Here is a 19,817-nt window from a genome sequence, read left to right as displayed (position 1 = left end):
TTACAATTTTTCTGCCTGGTAGCCTTTCTCTTTCAATGCACTGATGATTAGTTCAGGGGACAGATCAGTCTGCGCCTGAACTGTTAGGATCTTATCCGGGTTAGTAGTATCTACTTCCCATTTTTCCACACCTTTTAATTTATTCATTGAAGGAGTTACCGTAGCGATACAGCCGCCGCATTTGATATTGGTTTTAAATTTTAAAGTTTCCATGATATTATTCAAATAGTTATTATAAACTGAGTTTAGAAAATCTGAGCCGTAAACTGTTGCTGACCACAGATACAGAGCTTAACGCCATTGCTGCACCTGCAATCATCGGATTCAGTAAAAATCCGTTCAGGGGAAAAAGTATTCCTGCTGCAACCGGAATGCCAATGACGTTATAAATGAATGCCCAAAACAAATTTTGCCGAATCGTTCTAACTGTCAACTTGGACAGCCTTAACGCTTTTGGAACCTGTCGCAAATCAGCCGAGACCAGCGTAATCTTAGATACATCTATTGCGATATCAGAACCTTTGCCCATTGCAATAGAAACATCAGCCTGCACGAGCGCCTGGCTATCATTGATACCATCGCCAATCATGGCTACAGTTTTTTGTTGGGCCTGTAAGGCTTTGATAAACTCTGCTTTATCGTTCGGTAAGGCCTCCGCCTGGAACTGCTCAATGCCTGCTTTGCGTGCAATTGCGGCTGCCGTTTGTGCATTATCACCTGTCAGCATGTATACCTCGATGCCCTGTTTTTTCAACTGGCTGATCGCTTCTGCTGAACCACTTTTAATTTGATCGGCGATGGCCGCAAAGGCAATAATCATTTCGGAATTCATAAAATAGACAACCGTTTTCGCATCATTTAGGTACTCGTCCGCTTTATCCGTTAAATAGGGTGAACATTGCAGGTTTTGCTGTGTGGCCAATTTCGCTGTGCCAACCCGGTATAATTGTCCTTTATGATATCCTTCAACACCATGACCGGTCAGGCTGCTGAATTCGCGTATTTTTACTGCGACAGCTCCATCTGCTTTCAGGTAAGTAACGAGTGCTTCAGCTAGAGGATGTTCTGACTGCTGTTCCAGTCCCAGGAGGATAGCTTTCAGCTCTTCAGTGTTTTCTAGACCTTCTGACCATACAAGGTCGGTCACCACAGGCTTACCTTCTGTTATTGTTCCGGTTTTATCCAGAACAATTGCATTAACTTTATAAGCGAGTTCTAGCCCTTCTGCATCCTTAATGAGAATGCCGGTTTCAGCACCTTTTCCGATACCTACCATAATTGCAGTAGGTGTTGCAAGGCCTAAAGCGCAGGGACAGGCGATGACTAATACCGTTACCATGGACAGCAGTCCATGGGTAAGTGCATGTTGTCCGCCAAAAAGAAGCCATGCTACTAATGTGACAAGTGCGATCAATAGAACGACCGGAACAAAGACGCCTGCAATTTTATCAACCAGCTTTTGAACCGGAGCTTTCGAACCCTGCGCATCCTGTACGAGTTGTATAATCTGAGCAAGCAAGGTGCTGCTACCCACTTTTTCTGCAACAAATTGAAAGCTGCCTTTCTGGTTCACCGTTCCGGCAAATATACGGTCACCGGCATCTTTTTGCACGGGTATCGGTTCTCCTGTAATCATACTTTCATCCACAAAGGAATGCCCTTCCGTTACAGCACCATCTACCGGGATTTTTTCACCTGGTTTAACAAGAAGGCAGTCACCGATCTGCACTTCTGAAACAGGAACCTCTTTTTCTCCTTCTGCTGTAATCAGCGTTACTGTTTTAGGCTGTAAGCCGATAAGTTTTTTAATAGCAGAAGAGGTATTAGATTTAGCCCTTTCCTCTAACAGTTTGCCGAGCATGATGAAGACGATTACCACTGAAGCGGCTTCGTAATAAACATGTGGATGAAGCCCTCGTTGATGCCAAAACTCTGGATTGAACGTATTGAATACGCTGAAAAGAAAAGCAATGCCCGTACTCATTGCGACAAGGGTGTCCATATTTGCACGGCCATGACCAGCCTGGTTCCATGCGTTCACGAAAAAATTACGCCCGGCAATAAACAATACGGGAGCTGTAAGCGCAAGCATGATATAGTTTGCATAAGGTATCGTCATGAAAACCATACCAATTAAAACAACCGGTATTGTTAGTATCGTAGCCCAAAGCAGGTTTCGCTTCAGCTGTTTGTAATGACTCTGCTGGGCTTCCTTTTGTTTTTCCTGAGCATTGATCGTATCAATGATGAGATCGTAACCAATGGACTGGACTGATTGCTGAAGACTGCTTGGTTTAACGACGTCCGGATGAAATGCTACTTTCACGGATTGAGTGGCGTAATTCACTTCCGCCTTTTCAACTCCAGTCTGAGCACCAATCATAGATTCCACACTGGCTGCGCATCCCGCGCAGGTCATGCCTGTAACGGGAAATGTAAGTGTTTCTAATTGTGCTGCCATTTGTATTGTTTAATTAACGTTACAAAAGTACCAGCAGCGGTACGTGTTGACTTTATAGTATTTTGTGAAAAATTTACAGAATTTCTGCTAAACTTTTTTTTAGTCAGCATAATTTTTATAACCTTGATTTGTTAATCCAAGCCGGTTGTAATCAATTTCCTTATTTATGAACAATTACTTTATCACCCAAAAGCCGTATTCAATTCAAGACCGTAAAGAATCCAAAACTATTGACCTCGTCAATAAAGGACTTCGATTTTTAAAAACGGGACTTCACATTAAACAACAGGACACCAGTGTGGACATGAACACCGTTGAACAACGGATCAATTATTACCACCTGATCGATTCCGTTATTGCCTACAACGTACCAGGAGAAGTTATTGAATTGGGTTGTTTCACCGGCCAATGTGCAATATTATTTGAAAAGGTTATCGAGCAAAATGGATCAGACAAGAAGTTGCACCTGTTCGACAGTTTTCACGTTCCCTTTACTTTCAAGGGTAATGTCGAGGAAGAATTAAAAGAAAACTTCCGGCTTGCCGGGCTTAAACAGCCGATCATTCACAAAGGGGACTTCAAGGATACCTTACCGAATGAGTTACCTGAAGGGATCGCATTTGTACACATAGACTGCGGATTTGGGGGCGATAAATATGCTCACCGTGATGTAATGCTTCACTGCTTCGAAAGCATCTACCCGAGGATGGCTAAGAATGCCGTATGCATTCTAATGGATTATTATGACCCAGAGGAGAATGCTCAGGGCATAGATATCAACCCTGGCGTCAAACTAGCCTTCGACATCTTCTTTAAGGATAAACCTGAAAAAATTGTTGCCCTATTCGGTGAGATGTATAATCACGCATACTTCAGAAAAATGTAATTGGCAGAAACGTAATGATTTTGGTATCTTTGAGTAGTCAATAAAGTGGGCACCTAACTAAGCACCTGAAGATTGACTTTCTTTGTAAATAGCTGATAATAAGCACATTTTAGAAATAGGTTCGAGCCCAGGTGGGCGCACAAATCTTACCTTAAAAGGTGTAAAAACCCCGTAAATTGAATGATTTACGGGTTTTTTTGCTTTTAAACTCCTCATTTTATCTCAAAAAAACGCAAGGTTCTCAATACCTATTCCGTAACCTGTTTTGAATTTTTAGCTTTGAGGTATAGAAAAGTGGTTTAAAATTCTGTATATCAATATTTTAAGCTTAATAAAATTGGGGTAAAAATGCGTGATTTTGAACCTTTTCATACCTAAAAAGCTGTGGTTTTTGGGTCAAATTAATACCAATTTAAACAGATAAAATGAAGGTTATGAAAGCAATGAACACTTTCGGGGTTCAGTTCATCATCCGGCTGGACAAGTTAAAGGATGGAAAAGCCCCTATTTATGCACGCATTACGGTAAACGGCGAAATTATTCACTTTGCCGTAAAGCAATGGATTGATCCAAAATGCTGGGATCAACGTAAAGGGGCCGGGAAAGGCAATAAGGACGATGTGAAGATTATCAATGGTGGGCTTGACCAGATCAGATTGAGCCTAGGCAACTGTTATCAGCAAATACTACTCAAAGGTAAGCTTGTGACTGCTGGAGCCATAAAGGATGCATTTTTCGGAAATGATGGAGAAGAACCAAATACACTTACTCGTCTGTTTGAATATCACAACGAGCAGGCTAACCAAACATTAACCTGGAGTACGCTCAAGCACTATTATGTGACGCAGCGTTATCTTCAAAAATTCATTGAGGCCAAACTCCGTAAACGCACAATTCTCCTACAAGAGATAAATTACAAGTTTGTAATAGATTTTGAGCATTTCCTAAGAAGCCACAAACCAGTCGATCATCAAAAGCCTCTAAATAACAATGGTGTGATGAAGCACCTGATCCGTTTAAGGAAGATGACCAGTCTCGCGCTAAGGCTTGACTGGATCAATAACGACCCTTTCAAGAACTACAAAATGAAACACGAACGGGTTGATAAAGACTTTTTGACCTCGAGAGAGTTACAACTGATTGAAGAAAAGGAATTCACTATTGAAAGACTACAGATAGTGAAGGACATTTTTGTTTTCTGCTGTTATACCGGGCTAGCTTACGTAGATGTAGCCAATTTGACGGAGAGTAATGTTGTTAATGGTATAGATGGAGAAGAATGGATAAAAACGCTGAGACAAAAAACTACTATCCCGGTGAACACACCGCTTTTAGGCGTCGCTAAGACAATCATCTGCAAATACCGAACTCATTATCGCTTAACTAAACTGGATCGTGTATTTCCTTTGTTCTCCAATCAAAAAGTTAATAGTTATCTAAAGGAAATTGCAGATACCTGTGGTATCAAGAAGAATTTAACTTTTCATGTAGCCCCGAACCACAGCGATTTGTACTTTACAATAATGCGGTTGTTTCGTACATTTACAATAATTGATACATTTACGCCATGGCAGAGACTTTACACATAGGAAGAAAAATCAGTCGGATTCGAGAGCTTCGCGGAATGAAACAAGAAGCTTTAGCTGCTGAATTAGGTATCAGCCAACAAGCTGTTTCTAAGATTGAGCAAAGCGCTGATGTCGAAGACGTAGCGCTTAATAAAATTGCATCTGCTTTGGGCATTACGAGTGAAGCAATTAAAAGCTTTACTGAAGAGTCTATATTTAATTACTTTAATACTTTTAATGATAACAGTGGCGCAGGTGCCTGGAGTTCAAACGGAACTTTCAATTTCAATCCTATTGATAAATTAGTTGAAGTATTCGAAGAGAACAAAAAACTTTACGAACAGCTGTTAGCTAGTGAGCGAGAAAAAATCGGGCTTCTAAAAAACTCGAAATAGTATCAAGCTCCGCAAGGGGCTTTTTTTATTTGCTATCATGCCCTTCAAGTTCATTTATTAGAAATGCATATTTCTGCATTTCTAACTTTCTTCAATTATAGAAATGTTCATTTCTACAAATGCAGAAATCTATTTTTCTATATCTCTACATTTGCAGGCTACGTATGGAATTAGTTAAATTGTTTGTTGGCGGCTTCCCGCTGGAGATCGACGAACTGGAGCTGGCCAAGTTGTTCGGCCCTCATGGTGACATCAGCACCATCAAGATAGTTCGTGATAAGAAAACGCGTATTTGTAAAGGCTATGCCTTTATCGAAATGAATGACCGGAAAGGAGCTGAAGCGGCTGCTGAAGCACTGGATGGCGCTGATATGAACGGGAAACCGCTCACCGTAAAAATTAATGAGGAACCCGCTGCAAAACCAAGCTATGCGCCTAAGCCCTTTGCTCCGAAAAGACAGCCTGTTTATCAAAAGGTATCGAGGCCAGGCACCGAGGAAAGAAAGAAAAGGCCAAGAAAAGCTTTGTGAACAAAGCCGTTACTAACCTAACCTTTGCCCTTTCCTCTTCTTACGCTTACGCTTGAACTCGTTCAATGCACTTTGATCCATATCACCAGCAGGGTGATCAGTGCCGAGCAAACTCCCGATAAAATCGCTACCAGGTAAAGCCTGATGACCCACCTGCTGCCAACCTTGTTGTTGGCTTTGGATATCTGTTCCGCGCTGTATACGATACTTTTGATTTGGAACGCCATATTGGTTGCCTGGCTGTCCATCAGCTCCAGCCGCCGGCTGGTATCTGCTATCTTTTGCTCTGATCTGATCCTGTAATTTTCCAGCGCTCTGCTGTATATCTTTTCTATTTCCGGCAATAACTTTTGTATCTGCGTGAATTCCGGTTGCTGTTCCTCTTGGGACGGATTTATCTGTTCTTGCTGATCGTTGCCAGTCTGTTGTCCTAACATTTGCCTGGTAAATTGCTGTGCGATCTCTTTCTTGTTCATAACTGATAGCATTTTTAATGGCCTGCCATTTATAAGCATTACCTAATTGAGCGCCTTTGAACTGCATTCCTTCATAGCCGTAGGATATGCCGCTCACAAAGCCGGTGCTGGCTTGGTTAAACAATACGTTGATTCCTTTAGATTCCAGCGCCTGAATGAATTGTGCTGTATCCGGCTTCCTACTGAGCACATCTTTAATGATCTCCTGTAACTGCATTTTGGAGGACGGTAAATTCGTTCGCTTCATCATTTCCAGTTCATTCTTCGTCATAGCCCTTTCCTGCGCTTGCCTGCTTGAGATGACCTCCGTCAGGCTATGCTGCTTTTCCAGCTTTCTTAAGACTTGCTCGCTGCGCTGGTAGTCCTTGCTATCAGATACCACTTGTCCGTCGTAACCAATGCGGTTAACTAGAATATGCAGGTGCGGATGATCGGCATCGTAGTGCCGGAAGATGGCATATTGGTGCTGGTCGAATCCCATGTTGTTCAAATATTCATTTGCAATCATGTTCATTTGTTCATCGCCCAGATTCTCGTTTAGCGGAAAGTTGAGGGAGGTATGATAGAAGTACTTTTGCAGGTTGGGTCTCAGCATTCTGACCAAAGCCACCTCACGCATGATAGAATCCTCTTTGCCCGATGTAAAAGTCATATCCAGGACTTTCGCCTTACCTTGTTCAACCTTTTTCAGATTGTACCGTAATGCGCCCCTAAACCCTTTTCCTTTTACCTGGTCGGCTGTCATTTCATTAAGCAGTTAAGTAGGTCCTTTTGCGTTTTGATCAAAGCGCTCAATATGGTTACGAAAGCTGGTGATAGTTTACCAGTGTTCAGTTGCTTAACCGCCTGGTTCAAGTTAACACCGATCTTGTGCAGCTCCCGGTACAATTCGGCGTTAAGCGGTGACAGCTTGATGGCAGGGAACCTGCCAGTAAAAGCTTTCTGCCTGATCCAGTTCGCCGGTGTCATTGCTGACGCCTGGGCATAGTGGCAAACCATATTGTTCTCTTCTTTTGTCAGTCGGATATTGACCTGTATGATCCTTTTATCCTCTTCCTGTAATGCCGGTCTTCCCATGATCTTTGATTTTAAACGAAGTGCAAAATCTTGTTTACCTCCGAAGGAGCAAGCCGTTTAAGCGTAGCGAAAACATGGCTTGCTCCTAAACGCTGAACACACTTCTATTTACTGAAACTGATCCGTTTGCTTTTCACTTCACCCTTTAATACCTTCATGATATCCTCGTAATTGTAATACAGGATGCCGCCGATCTTGGTGAAGGGAATGGTGCCGTTATCCCTGAGCGTTTGTAAAGTATTGCTGGAAATCTTGAGCAGGTTCTTGACCTGGTAACTTTTTAAAAACTTCCTTGGTTCTTCAGTCGAACCGCCAGTTATCAGCGCTTTCATTTGACTCAGCAGTCGTTCGCCGAACTCCTGCAAGTCTTCCTTCGTGATGATTTCTGCTGCCATAATTATTCATTTACTGATATTAAACTCAAACCTAAATTCCTGTCAGATGCTCCACAAGTACAACTTTAAAGTTGTACCCATCAACAAAGTTGTACCCTTCATTTAGAAACGGCTGACAACCTGCTACAACCTTGTGAGCTTTTTCATCCTGCGTTTGTTTAAGTACAAAGGTGCTGACCTGATATAAATAAATATCACACCTCATGTACGAGGTAGGATGTTTTATACAAAAATGAGTTGAAGAAATTGGAATTTACTCCGAGTTTATCCGAGTCGGATTAGAGCTTTTGATGTTATTAGTCGGCGACATCGCCGGCTTAAGACCACTTCGGTTAGCTGGTGCTAGCGCGTTCCCTGAAAGTATTACTCTTACCGTTGTTCCGGTAGGAATTAATGGACATACTTTTTTTGCTGCTTTTTGTCTTTCTCCAGTTCTCTAAGTTCGGGCTGCCGAGTCCAATCGCCCGGTCAAACGCAGCTGTTACATAAGTTATTCATTACCAGCATTAGCTAAGTAATTTTTCAAATTAATTAAGCGATCAAGTGTCAGATGATCGTTTATAAAGGGCAGTACCATTTAATCACGTTCCGGTAGAGCTATTCAGCCGATCTCAATTGATATTATTCAGCCGGACGCGACCTAGTATATACGTTTAACCGGCCTTTCTTTTCCGGGAAACTGCTGACGTAATAACCCTTGATTTGCAAAGCGCTCAATAGGGATTTATTCAGCAGTGTATCGGCCATTTTAGGCTGGCGGTAGTTCGGTAGCTCCGCGTAATCTTCGCTCATATGGCTAAGCAGTTCTCCTGTTTGTGCTTCGCTCAGCGTGGGCAGGTATTTTAGCAGTAGGTGTTTTCTAAGGTCATTATCCTCACTGTAAGAGAACACCAATAAGAGCTTGGATTGCGCGATCGAAGGCATAAAGCCCGTCCTCAGCAGCAGGCGGGTAACAATAGCGGTGAGTTCCGGGTCGTGCGCGAGTTCACCAAAGTCAAGTTTTTGGATCAAGATTTCGTGTTGTGTGCTCGACAATCGCTCGGAAGCGAGTAACAATCGGTAATCCAAGTCTTTCAGGGCAAGGTTCTCCACTTCATCAAAGAATGATTCCAGGTTGTTTTCCGCATAGACGAGTTGCAGGCCGGCATGACTGGCTTGCAGGAATTGGTACGTTTCAACGCTAAAATTCAGACGGTCCGCGGACAGGATAACTTCCACTTGCTCACGGTTAAGTGCGCTGAGGTCCGGATCGGTGTAATAGAAACCAAGTTGGGGTAATAATTGTCTTTTCGCCGGCACGGCAATGGCCGGACTGACGAGCACCTTTAAGCCAAAAGCTTCTAACATTTTTTCTTCTACGCCGGAAACTTCGGCTAATTTTGCTTTCGCTAACTGCGCATAGTTCTCCGGCAGGTTCATAAAAGCCGCCATTTCTGCGGTAATAGATTTACCGGCCGCATAAACCGGGTAAAGGTTCGCCCAAGTAGCAACGATGCGGGATAGCCGCAAGACCTCAGGCCAAAGTTCCGGTGGCGCCTTGTCAATGGTCCTTAACCGGCGTTCGCTTTTTTCCAACACACGAACCCTTTTTTCTAGGCTGATCTCTTCTTCTTTGATCAGGTACGAAATAGCGGCTTCTGATTCCATGGTATTGTCAGGCAGTTCGTCAAACACATTGTCGACGTAATAACCGGGATATTCATGCACATAATCGAGCAGTACCGGAATATTTGCCACCATTATGGTCGTCAGGTTTTGCGTCCGAAGTTTGACCGGGAGCTCATCCTGCGGGCTAAAGTGCCCCACAATCAGTTCGACCATCATAGGGTTGAGCTGGTACCAGAAATTTTCGAGCACGTCGTTAAATAAAGGCTCCTGCGTAGCCTGGGCATCCAGCATAAAGAAACTAATATTGAAGTGCTTTAGGATCGCTCTAGTCTGATCCTGGACGAGATAAGTCTGGCACCAGGTCAGGAAGTCAGGCATCTCTTCGATCGTGCACTTCAAACAGTCCTGCTGGTTCATAGCCGTTAAAGTGGGCAGGGGTGCCTGCTGCAATAAAAGCCCGAGGTAGTTGCGCCGGGTTTCGCTCGTCAATTGGTCCTCTGCGCTTACCCATAGCAGAAGCGTGGCCAAAGCGCCAGTAGGCGCATGAATGCCGCTTGTTGTTTTCCCAACCTGAAATAATCATGAATAAAGGTCCCTGCAACAGTGTCGGCAGGATTAAAAAGACTGCTAAATTGCAACAGTCGGTCGTTCCCATCAGCGGGTTGGGCTAACAGCGTGTCGACTAGCGTGATATTGAGAATGCTGGGATGCCCGAAGTCGCTGACATCTAACCGGTTGATCAGTTCTTCCGTTTGGCTTAGCGCGGTATCGAAGGACAAACGGCGCTTTTCCTTAACCGCAAAAAAGAAATCATAGTCTCGCTGGGTCAGGCTGCCCGGGTAGAAGTGTGATAAATAATAATTATAATCTTCATTCAGGTAGTCATTCGACACCAGATAATTGAGCAAGCTATTCTTCCCCAATTCGGCATCCAGTTCCGGAAGCGAACGGATGGCAAAAATATCCGCCAGGCGATAAGCCCGGATATGGTCAAGTTGTAATTGGACTTTCTTAAGTTCTTGCTGCAGTTCGTCGCTTTTGTACTTTTGCCGCAGTGCAACTTCGTGTTCCCTTTGCTGGTAGCTGATGATCGGGTCGACTTGTTTCTCGATCACTGCAAAGCTCTGGCCGATATGCTGTGCGTAACCACTGGCTTTGTAATAACGGATATTCGACACCTTCGTAAACTGGGCGAATAATTGGTCATCCTCCGTTAGCGTTTTAAGGTCAAATGAGTTTTGCTCGATATATAATTGTCCACCAAAGTCGGTCAGTGACTCGATGATCCGGCCGATATAAGCTAGGCGCAATTCTTTTTTATCCCGGAGGAACGTGAAGCTCATGGTCTTTATCTGGCCTTCGAGTTGGGCCTTTTTGTCCAGCAGTTCCTGGCTCAAGATCTCAACAAATCTTTCTTTACCGTTGAGCACTTTAAAAGCGATGCCCTTACGCCGGTGTAACTGTGCGAACAGCTTAGGATACTTGTTCTTGAAGATCATCATCGCTAGCAGCTGACCATAGCTGCCTGCCGTAGTATGAAGCCGAGTCCGGTAAAGCTGAAACTCGTTAACGGTGTTGAGAAGCAGGCGCATGTCACTGATGTAGGCAGCGACATCGCTGATGAACGACGCCGGGATATTGCTGCGGTCGATCTCCAGTTCGGCAAGGCGGTCCGAGAACTTTTCGGACGAGTTCTGGTGATCGATCACAGGGATTACTGGAATGATATAGTCGAAAAACTTTGTTCGCTGCTCATCGCGGAAAACATCGTCCTTTAAGGCATAAATAAAGCTTATTTTACGGCCGACCTGGCGGGAATAATTAAGTAAGTTGTTCAGTTCACGCAACTGCACAAAGACCTCAGGGTCATCAAAGCGGTCCAGGTCTTCGATGATCAGGACATTGTATCGGGTCGCTTCAAAAAAATACAAGAGTTCATCCAGGTGGCGGTTAAGGATAGACGCATCGCTGGCCGGGGCGATCTCCACCTCCCCGCTGGTGAGATTGAACTTGTGGAATTTCGAGTTGTTATACAGGCGAAGGACGATGTAGCAGGCATAGCAAGCCCCGCATGCGACGAATGCCAGCAACAACATCTTCCACACATCGGGCGGCCAGGTAAAATAAGCTTTCCACACGGCTGCGGTCGTGAAAATCTTTTCGTGCCAGATTAGGTACGCAACCGTTGCCGCCCAGCACACCATGGCGACCGACCGGAACAGCAGGACACCGCCCGGTAAATTTTTGATTCGTTTAAAGCGCGAGAAAGGAATCTGCTGGTGGCGGACGTGGTAAAACAACTGTTGTAAAATGCTGTATTCGATCGAGGCGATATTCGGTGTTTCGCCGGCGTCACTAATTGCTTTGTTGCCAGGTATCACTGGCTGCGCGGCCTGCTCCTTATTTTCCTTAAAGCTGGCGAGCGAAATATTAAGGTAATGGTATTCCGGGTGGGTGAGCTGAAAAGAGCGCAGGATACTGCTTTTGCCGGATCCATAAGGCCCTGTAAGCGCGATATTTTTCGTGTCCGTATCCTGAACGCATTGTTGCAGTAGCTTGATATAAGGGTCATCGAGATCGACTTTGGCAAAAGCCGCCAGATTGCGAAAGGTCGTAGTGGTTGAACTTCCTGCTTTTTTTGCTAGAAATGCCCCAGCCAGTTGTAACAGCCTGGACGCCCAAAGCAAAAAATTCAAAAACGGAGGCTTCAGCCTTAAAAGGAGATTCTTAAGGACACGGAAATAGCGGAAAATAAGCAGTATAAAAAGGAGATTGATCGACAGAAGGTACAAAAGGTCATGCATAGTGATCGGCTTAGTTGATAAAGATACCAGAATTTTGCTATCAAATACAGCCTTGTTTACGGCGCAAAATTGGCCGTAACTTTTATATGAGGATCTTGAATAAGATGCGGGTGGCCAGAAATCTTTTGTCACAAGCGTTTTCAAGCTGATTGCTCATTAATATGATATTCTGACGAGCTATCGTCGTTAGCAAAATGAAACTTCACGTTAAAAAAAATATTTTGAATTCAGTAAACTCGCTCAAAATGCCGATCGTGCTACTAAATAATATTAAGGTGCTTTAGAGAGAACTGCGCGCAACTGGATTGCAAGCTTAATAAAATTTGCAGTATGTCATGATGAAATCGCAAGACGTATATTGTATGTTTTACTTTTTGTCGATTGAACCGCAATTCTAGGTGTCCGAATTTTCAAAAGACGGTTAGGGCCGGGTTGCGTCTCTGGCGAATATAATCTTAGGAGATTAATCAAAAGTCTGCTCTTTTTTCAGATATTAGACCACCTTATCATTACATATGAAGCCAATTGATAAACTCATAGATCTTTTAAAACAGGACAAAGTAATTCCGGTGATCGGTGCCGGTGTCTCGTATGCTGCTGCTGAGATTCCGGGTTGGACTGGTGCTATCGAGAACGGTTTAAATTTTGCAGAAGATCGCCATGTCAGATCAGAAGAAATCGCTAAAACGCGCGTACTTTTAGCCGCTGGCGATCTGGTCGGAGCTGCAGATGAGTTGAAAAAGGTTTTGAACGCACCTGGTCACCCCTACGCTGATTGGTTGGAGGATCTTTTTGGAAATCCTAAAACTCCATCTTTGAAACTTTTGAACAACATTCATGACCTGTGTCCTTCAATCATATTGACGACTAACTATGACGATCTGCTTTCTGCCCCTTATAAAGTAAACAAGAAGAAAATATTTGACTGGACCCATCATAGTGAAATACCGAGAGCACTTAATAAAAAGGAAGAGTTCATCCTTCATCTTCATGGCGTTTACCAAAAACCTGAATCTATTATTCTCAGTTCGACAGATTACAAAAGCCTGGCTGGTAAGAAGGGTTATAAAACAATCCTGCAGAGACTTTGGTCGGAGTATCACTTTTTATTTATTGGCTGTAGCCGTGATGGTATTTTGGATCCAGACTTTAGCACGGTTATCGATTTTATGAATAAATGGTTCCCGGCCGTGCCACACGAGCATTATATCCTGATGAGGGAACCGGAATTAGCAAATGGCAGCCATTCCGAGTTATTAAAAACAGCGAATGTACACACCATAATTTATGGGAAGGAATACGATGATCTCCCTGTTTTTCTGAAAGACATCAATCCCAACCAGGATAAGATGGTGGGCCGTTTTAAAAAATTCGGAGAAGAAGTGGATGCTACCCTACAAAGGTTATCTGCTTCCGGCAAACTCACAGATGACCAATCCGCTGTCGATCAGTTTGTAAAAAACAGCTTACCTGATAAAGCCTACTGGTTGGATTCAGCAGAGTTAAAAACCCTTGAAGATGCTTTGAGAAATCATAATCTTGAATTAAATAATAAGCGACAACAACTGGCATCTACTCAAGCACTCACCCGAGGCCTGGTGAGTGTTACCAAACTGGAGGAACTCATTGAATTATGGAACCGACACTCTAAAAATATCCCCTTATTGCTAAAAAGTGACATGATAGACACAGCGCTGCTTGCTCACAGTTTCCTGAAAGCTTTTCCTAACGGAATGTTAGATGATATCAAGCACCGCGCCTGGGGAGCGATACACGGTCAGTTCTTCGATCATAATTTTAATCAGTTTATAAGGGAAGCAAAACTTATAAAAAAGAGAACAATACCAGATGCAGAAGAAATATTTGCGGATCGCTACTTTTTCGAAAATCTCAAAAGGATCCTTCAGTCATTAAAAGGTTTACTTGACCTCGATCCTGAAGCGGTTTTCCCTGACCTAGCTAAAGCTATGATCACGCCCGATTCAGATTACCAATTGCTTTTTTTGGCAAAACAGGAGATTAGTTTACGAAAAGCTGATTACCCTTACGAAGTTAAAGCTGCCTTACCGGGTGAAAAAACACTTCCTTTTGAAGATGCTGTTCTAATGCGAATTGGTGATCAGCACTTTGTCGTTGGCCATACTTCGCAGCATTGCTTTCGTTGGGATCCGAACAAAGACCTGTTTCCACAAACTTTTTTTACTGCTGAGGTCGGTGAAGGAATAGGCCATGTGAAGAATTTGCAATCGTCCGGGCGGGTAATCACTTATATTTTTACCGATCACAGACTATTGACTTTTCAAGACATGGAACTTGTTGAGGAATCTAAAATAAACCGAACTTTCGTTAATGTCTTACTATTACCGGACGGGAAAAGCTTTTTAGGATCCAAGTCTGTAGCCTCTAACGTTACGGGTGATTTTATATTTGGTATTGATAGCAATGGTTCCATTTCACCATTGCTATCGATCGTGGAATTATGGAAAAGGCTGTCAGATATGGAGCCGGTAAAAGGCCTTATTGACAGGCTACCTGAAGGGCAAATTCCGTCTTTCACTAAAGCAACGATACATGGCACGAAAACAAGACCGGCAACCTGGTTCGGTGAACAGGTGATCGTTTTGACGGCGACTTTAACGATAGATTATGGCAAATCTTCGTTTATGATCATCTTCCGTTATGAGGAAGGGGAGCTAAAAATATTGTCCCGTGTCTTTTTCCCGGAAAAAATTTGCTACTCCTATGCTTTGATCGAGCAGGCTGACCGAATGGATCTTGTTGCCGGCTACCTTGCTATGGGCAACTTTTCTCTGATTCAATATTTTGAAGGGATCAATACCAAATTGGATACAAAAGCAGAGGGCCAACCCGCTATTTTGAAAAGGGTGGGCTATAAGAATTCGGACATCTTATCCGTTCAACAAATTGCCTCTAACCGGATCGTAGCTATTAAAGAAAGTGACACTTTGTATGAGGTTGACCTGCCATCATTAACGAATCGTTCTATGCCGGTGGAAAATTTGATCCGGGTAAATTTAATAGCGCAGTAGTGTCTGGTAAAAGTTTATGGAAATCAAATTGATCGTAAACAAACCTGACAACATTTCAACGGCGTTGAAAAACGAAGCGATCGATCTGATCGCAAGTGGCGGACAGATCAGATATAACTATGCCAAAGCTGGTTTGCAACGTGCGGGGCTGATCGCGCTTCTTGTGTCGGACGATTTGATCATAGCGACAGCTTGTTTTAAAAACCCAAACGCAAGCTACAGAGATGATATTTTCAATATGGCTATGGTGCCCGATTTAAACAGGTCTTACACTTATGAGTTAGGTTATATTGTTACCAGAAAAGGTTATGAAGGTTGTGGCTCCTGTCAAAAGCTTTTGAAAGAACTATTCCCGCTTATTAGCGGCCATGCTATGTTCGCCACTACCCGAAAACCGGAGATGGTGCATATACTTAAGAAAATGGGGTTCCAACAACGAGGAGGCATCTATAAAGAAGATCTTATTCTGCTTACTTATAAATGATCTTCGATCGCTAAACTTTGATCATCCCTCAAATGAAAAATAATGACGCTCAATTTCAACTGCCTTCAAAGCGAAGGTTCTCTTTTACAGAACGCCTCGAATCCTTAGATACCTGGTTAATTGTTACGATAAGTGCTGTGCTGTATGTCACAGCGGTAATGCTTTTTTCCGGCATTGAATATTCGATCGGGACAAAAGGGAGCTTCAAAGATGAGATATCCGGATTTTGGGAATTGGTCTATTTCAATTTCGTATCCATATTGACGATCGGTTATGGAGATGTATCACCCTTGGGCTATGTCAGAGTGCTAACGATCATTGAAGCGATCATCGGTCTAACCATCTACACTTTGAGCATTTCCGTAATCACACTGAAACTTTTGTTACCCGCCAGGCATACGATCATATTTTCAAAATATGCCTATTACAGCACAGACGATATGGCGTTTATGATCATCTATCTGAATACGGCTAAACGCTTTATAACGAACCTCGAAACATCCTGGTATTTTAAACTGAATGAAGATTGGAAAACTGGTTCACCCAGCCGTGTTCCTTTTATAACAAAATCGGTGCAGACATTTTATCTTGCGTACGGAATGCCGGTCGAACCCTTAGTAGCTCAACTACACTTATTTGACTGTCTTCGAGTTGGCTTATCGGGCGATCTTGGAATGACGCGTTATTCGACCTATGTACAATATGACCTCGAGGATATCTTAGTAATAAAAAACCGGGACGAGCTAAAGAATTACGAAGGTTTTTACCGGGTTGACGAGCATTGGCGTTCTGACGAATTTTCCTCTTATTTTCACTACCGGCCAAAAAATGCGGCAACGCTCGCAGAAAGCTTAAGATCGCGTGCCTCCTGACTTGATCATTAGACAAGCCTGATACGTTGATGAAGTTATTTTGATGACGGAAGATCAAATGATTGAATTAGAAGACACAATAAATAAGAGATTATATCCTTGGAGGCAAAATTTGTATAATGAAAATGTCTAAAATTTGAAGTATTGACGTATAATTAAGTTTGAGTGGTATATTTTATATTCAATTGAGATTATTCATTTGATTTGAGCGGGTCTGTAGCGAGACCTCTTTTTCAAAAGCCGATATATTAGTGCGATAGGGGCTGAAAATGGTCAAGTTACATTTCCTTCCCTTTCTATTCAAAGTGCCCTGTACATTGTTAGTGAACTTTATTACCATCGTTACTTCCGAGATACGCAAGCCAATAATCTTCGCAGTTAATCACAAAGAAGCACTTATAGATATAAACCAAGGCTTTTTTTTAAAGATTAAATGTGTATCTTTAATTATAAAAAAGAGGTGGTTACCTAAGTGAACACCTGCTTTGATTTGTTTCAATTACAACGTTGAAAATAAGCGATTTACAAGCATAGGTTATCGTCCTGCCATTCCGACTGATACCAAATTTAAATGGAGTAAAAACCCGCCAATCACACTGATTTGCGGGTTTTTTGTTTTAATTTCCACCAAAAACACTAATCAATATCAAGGAAGATGTGAGCAAATACGCGAGTAATTTAAAGGCTTTACTTTTACTTACATAAATAGACTTAATATGAGGAGCAGTAATACATTTGGTATCCAGTTTGTAATCAGGCTGTCCAAGCTACAAAAAACCGACTCTGCCACCGTATTAGCGCATATATCTGTTATTAAAACAATGAAATAAATTTAAATTTCTTGTTTACAACGTTTAATCAAATAAGTAAGCGTATATTACCACACCTATCTCTTTTACGACACCTTAGGCGTTACCCTTAACTGATTCAGGTAATTTTTAAGCTTCACACCGAGTCAGCTAAACATTAATGATAAATCCAACTTCATCTGCCGGCAACGCAGATAAAAACCAACCTATCCTGGACAAGCAAATCAACTTATTCTTGTTCGACCTGAAAAACGAAGCAATGGAACTCGGTTTCAAACAGGGAGAACATTGGGCGCTTACCCTTTCTACTGCTCTGGAAATCGCCGATCTGAGAAAAAATAACCACAAGCTGATCATTCTGCGTTTACAACCCGAAGAATTGCTCAATGTGTACCAGCACGTAAAAAGAAAGCTTAATCAGGAGCTATCAAGTACCGACGCAGTATTAACTGCCGGCTATCTTGAACACAATGGCAAGGGCTTTCTGGCAGCTTACCCGGTAAGAAACACCCGTTAGATCCTAATCAAATACTATGGCTTTTTTAGATCATGTGCTGCACCCTCCCTCGTATGGCTGGCAAGACGATAGGGGTGAGTTGCAACGCCCCAGCGTAACCACAATTCTGCGGGAATTTTTCAACAGGCTCAATATATTTGCGGACCGCAAGAACTGGCTGGCTTTTGTAAGCTGGTTCAAGGTCTTTTGCCTGCTTCCGTTCTTTTTACTCTTTGTTTTCCAGTTTTTCAGCTGGTGGATGCTTTTGGCCGCGTTTGTTTACGGAATGGTCATCATGGGCACCCATGGTACGGTGTGGCATCACCGCTATTGCACACATGGTGCCTACCGCTTCAGCAACGGTTTCTGGCGCTTCGTTACGCGACAACTAACGCTCAATATCATACCTGAAGAGATCTACGTGATCTCTCACTATGTGCACCACGCCAAATCAGACCAGCCCGGCGATCCCTATAATGCTGAGGGCGGCTTTTGGTACTGCTTCCTGGCCGATGTCAACCATCAGCCTATCGCAAGAGATCTGAGTGAAAATGATTATAAGCGGGTTACCCGTTTAATGGCGCATACCGGTGTTAAGGGAAATACTTACCGGCAATACCAGTACTGGGGGTCATACGCCAGGCCGCTTGCAACACTCACTACCTGGCTGCTCAACTGGTCATTCTGGTACGGCATATTTTACCTGGCCGGCGGATATGCTTTAGCGTGCTCCTTATTTGCTGCAGCCGGTGTTTGGGCTGTTGGGGTACGAACCTTTAACTACGATGGCCACGGTCATGGAAAGGACAAGCAACGGGAAGGCATCGACTATAACAGGGCCGACCGATCAATCAACCAATTATGGCCCGGACTAGTCGCCGGGGAATGGCATAACAATCACCATCTTTACCCCAAAAGTGCCCGCAGCGGCTTCAAAACTTATCAACTGGACATGGCCTGGCTATACATTCGTCTGCTGCATTGTGTGGGTGCGGTAAGCTATTACCGGGATGATAAACAAAACTTCGTTACTAAGTACCTGAAGCGGTGAGGCAACTCAAGATCACGCCCACGATCACCTCACGCGACAGCCGTGCATTGGAGCAGTATCTGAATGACATCAGCAAGATCGGTATGGTTACGGCTGATGAGGAAGTCACGCTCACCCGCATGATCCGGAAAGGCGATCAGGCAGCACTGCACAAATTAACCGGGGCCAACCTGCGCTTTGTCGTATCTGTATCGAAGAAATTCCAAAATCAAGGTCTTTCCCTTAATGACCTGATCAATGAGGGAAACCTTGGATTGATCAAGGCAGCGCAGAGGTTTGATGAATCGAAAGGTTTCAAATTCATTTCCTATGCGGTATGGTGGATACGTCAGGGCATCATGCAGGCCATTGCCGAACAATCACGGGTGGTGCGTTTGCCAGCCAATCAGATCGGTGCCCTAAGCAGGCTGCATCGTCAGGCCTCGCAACTGGAGCAGGAATTTGAGCGGGAACCCACCATCGAAGAAGTAGCGGTCGTCATGGAGCTACCTGCAGAACGCATTGCTGATCTTATGAGTAAATCACGCCGTTCGCTATCGCTAGATGCTAATCTTAATGATGAAAGTGAAAGTTCCTTGATGGATCTGCTGGCAGCAGAAGGTGAAGCTACTGACGAGCTGCTCATACGGGAGTCCTTGTCTGTCGCCTTGAAAGACGCATTAAAGCACCTGGCGAAACGTGAACAGGAAATTCTCGTCCTTTTTTTCGGTATCGGCCAGGAACAGCCTTATACCCTCGAAGAAATTGCTAACCGTTATCAGCTTACCCGTGAGCGGGTAAGGCAGTTAAAAGATAAAGCACTTCATCAGTTAAGGCACTATGCTAAAAAGCGAGAGATGTTTAAGTATCTTTAAA

The 19,817-nt window shown here is 43.4% G+C and carries 17 protein-coding genes; 10 read left to right on the top strand and 7 right to left on the bottom strand.

Translation table 11 applies throughout. The features are described 5' to 3' along the window. Complete coding sequence (locus ABD960_RS12465) at positions 1-213, bottom strand: heavy-metal-associated domain-containing protein (RefSeq protein ID WP_345331487.1); 213 nt, start codon at positions 211-213, stop codon at positions 1-3. A 19-nt stretch (positions 214-232) separates the two neighbouring features. Then, positions 233-2,461, bottom strand: a complete 2,229-nt coding sequence (locus ABD960_RS12460) for a heavy metal translocating P-type ATPase (RefSeq protein ID WP_345331486.1) — start codon at positions 2,459-2,461, stop codon at positions 233-235. A gap of 166 nt (positions 2,462-2,627) precedes the next feature. Between ABD960_RS12460 and ABD960_RS12455 the strand changes: the two genes are divergently transcribed. The 4 genes from ABD960_RS12455 to ABD960_RS12440 all read left to right on the top strand — a co-directional run bounded on the left by ABD960_RS12455 (position 2,628) and on the right by ABD960_RS12440 (position 5,840). Continuing rightward, positions 2,628-3,347 (top strand): TylF/MycF/NovP-related O-methyltransferase, encoded by a 720-nt coding sequence (locus ABD960_RS12455; RefSeq protein WP_345331485.1) that lies wholly within the window; start codon positions 2,628-2,630, stop codon positions 3,345-3,347. Positions 3,348-3,772: 425 nt separating this feature from the next. Then, positions 3,773-4,936 carry a site-specific integrase gene (locus ABD960_RS12450; protein ID WP_345331484.1) on the top strand — a complete coding sequence of 388 codons (1,164 nt, stop codon included), beginning with the start codon at positions 3,773-3,775 and terminating at the stop codon, positions 4,934-4,936. Further along, positions 4,915-5,310 carry a helix-turn-helix domain-containing protein gene (locus ABD960_RS12445; RefSeq protein ID WP_345331483.1) on the top strand — a complete coding sequence of 132 codons (396 nt, stop codon included), beginning with the start codon at positions 4,915-4,917 and terminating at the stop codon, positions 5,308-5,310. Before ABD960_RS12450 ends, ABD960_RS12445 begins: the two co-directional genes overlap by 22 nt. A 164-nt stretch (positions 5,311-5,474) precedes the next feature. Next, positions 5,475-5,840: an RNA recognition motif domain-containing protein gene (locus ABD960_RS12440; protein ID WP_345331482.1), complete on the top strand. Its 366-nt coding sequence runs from the start codon at positions 5,475-5,477 to the stop codon at positions 5,838-5,840. A gap of 12 nt (positions 5,841-5,852) precedes the next feature. On the opposite strand, the gene ABD960_RS12435 is transcribed toward ABD960_RS12440, so the two are convergent. The 5 genes from ABD960_RS12435 to ABD960_RS12415 form a co-directional block, all read right to left on the bottom strand. Then, complete coding sequence (locus tag ABD960_RS12435) at positions 5,853-7,061, bottom strand: relaxase/mobilization nuclease domain-containing protein (protein WP_345331481.1); 1,209 nt, start codon at positions 7,059-7,061, stop codon at positions 5,853-5,855. After that, entirely contained in the window at positions 7,058-7,393 is a 336-nt protein-coding gene (locus ABD960_RS12430; RefSeq protein ID WP_345331480.1) for a plasmid mobilization protein, read from the bottom strand. The genes ABD960_RS12435 and ABD960_RS12430 overlap by 4 nt, the downstream gene beginning before the upstream one ends. A gap of 104 nt (positions 7,394-7,497) precedes the next feature. Then, positions 7,498-7,788 carry a helix-turn-helix domain-containing protein gene (locus ABD960_RS12425; RefSeq protein ID WP_345331479.1) on the bottom strand — a complete coding sequence of 97 codons (291 nt, stop codon included), beginning with the start codon at positions 7,786-7,788 and terminating at the stop codon, positions 7,498-7,500. A gap of 621 nt (positions 7,789-8,409) precedes the next feature. Beyond that, complete coding sequence (locus ABD960_RS12420) at positions 8,410-9,813, bottom strand: hypothetical protein (RefSeq protein WP_345331478.1); 1,404 nt, start codon at positions 9,811-9,813, stop codon at positions 8,410-8,412. An 86-nt stretch (positions 9,814-9,899) separates the two neighbouring features. Next, the gene (locus ABD960_RS12415; RefSeq protein WP_345331477.1) at positions 9,900-12,344 is read right to left on the bottom strand and encodes a YobI family P-loop NTPase; all 2,445 of its coding nucleotides are present in this window, start codon (positions 12,342-12,344) and stop codon (positions 9,900-9,902) included. Between the two features lie 371 nt (positions 12,345-12,715). Here ABD960_RS12415 and ABD960_RS12410 point away from each other — a divergent pair, with 371 nt between their 5' ends. From ABD960_RS12410 to ABD960_RS12385, 6 genes are all read left to right on the top strand, one after another. After that, a complete protein-coding gene (locus tag ABD960_RS12410) occupies positions 12,716-15,250 on the top strand; it encodes an SIR2 family NAD-dependent protein deacylase (protein WP_345331476.1) in 2,535 nt (844 codons plus the stop codon). Between the two features lie 16 nt (positions 15,251-15,266). Next, positions 15,267-15,734 (top strand): hypothetical protein, encoded by a 468-nt coding sequence (locus tag ABD960_RS12405; protein WP_345331475.1) that lies wholly within the window; start codon positions 15,267-15,269, stop codon positions 15,732-15,734. A 32-nt stretch (positions 15,735-15,766) separates the two neighbouring features. After that, positions 15,767-16,606 (top strand): potassium channel family protein, encoded by an 840-nt coding sequence (locus ABD960_RS12400; protein ID WP_345331474.1) that lies wholly within the window; start codon positions 15,767-15,769, stop codon positions 16,604-16,606. Positions 16,607-17,575: 969 nt separating this feature from the next. Next, positions 17,576-17,932, top strand: coding sequence for a hypothetical protein (locus ABD960_RS12395; RefSeq protein ID WP_345331473.1), 357 nt, complete (start codon positions 17,576-17,578; stop codon positions 17,930-17,932). 16 nt (positions 17,933-17,948) lie between these two features. Further along, complete coding sequence (locus ABD960_RS12390; RefSeq protein ID WP_345331472.1) at positions 17,949-18,962, top strand: fatty acid desaturase; 1,014 nt, start codon at positions 17,949-17,951, stop codon at positions 18,960-18,962. Then, positions 18,959-19,816 (top strand): sigma-70 family RNA polymerase sigma factor, encoded by an 858-nt coding sequence (locus ABD960_RS12385; RefSeq protein WP_345331471.1) that lies wholly within the window; start codon positions 18,959-18,961, stop codon positions 19,814-19,816. Before ABD960_RS12390 ends, ABD960_RS12385 begins: the two co-directional genes overlap by 4 nt. Position 19,817 lies beyond the last annotated feature (1 nt).

This window comes from Mucilaginibacter defluvii (genome assembly GCF_039543225.1).
Lineage (GTDB): Bacteria > Bacteroidota > Bacteroidia > Sphingobacteriales > Sphingobacteriaceae > Mucilaginibacter > Mucilaginibacter defluvii.
This window is presented reverse-complemented; position numbering and strand designations above follow the sequence as displayed.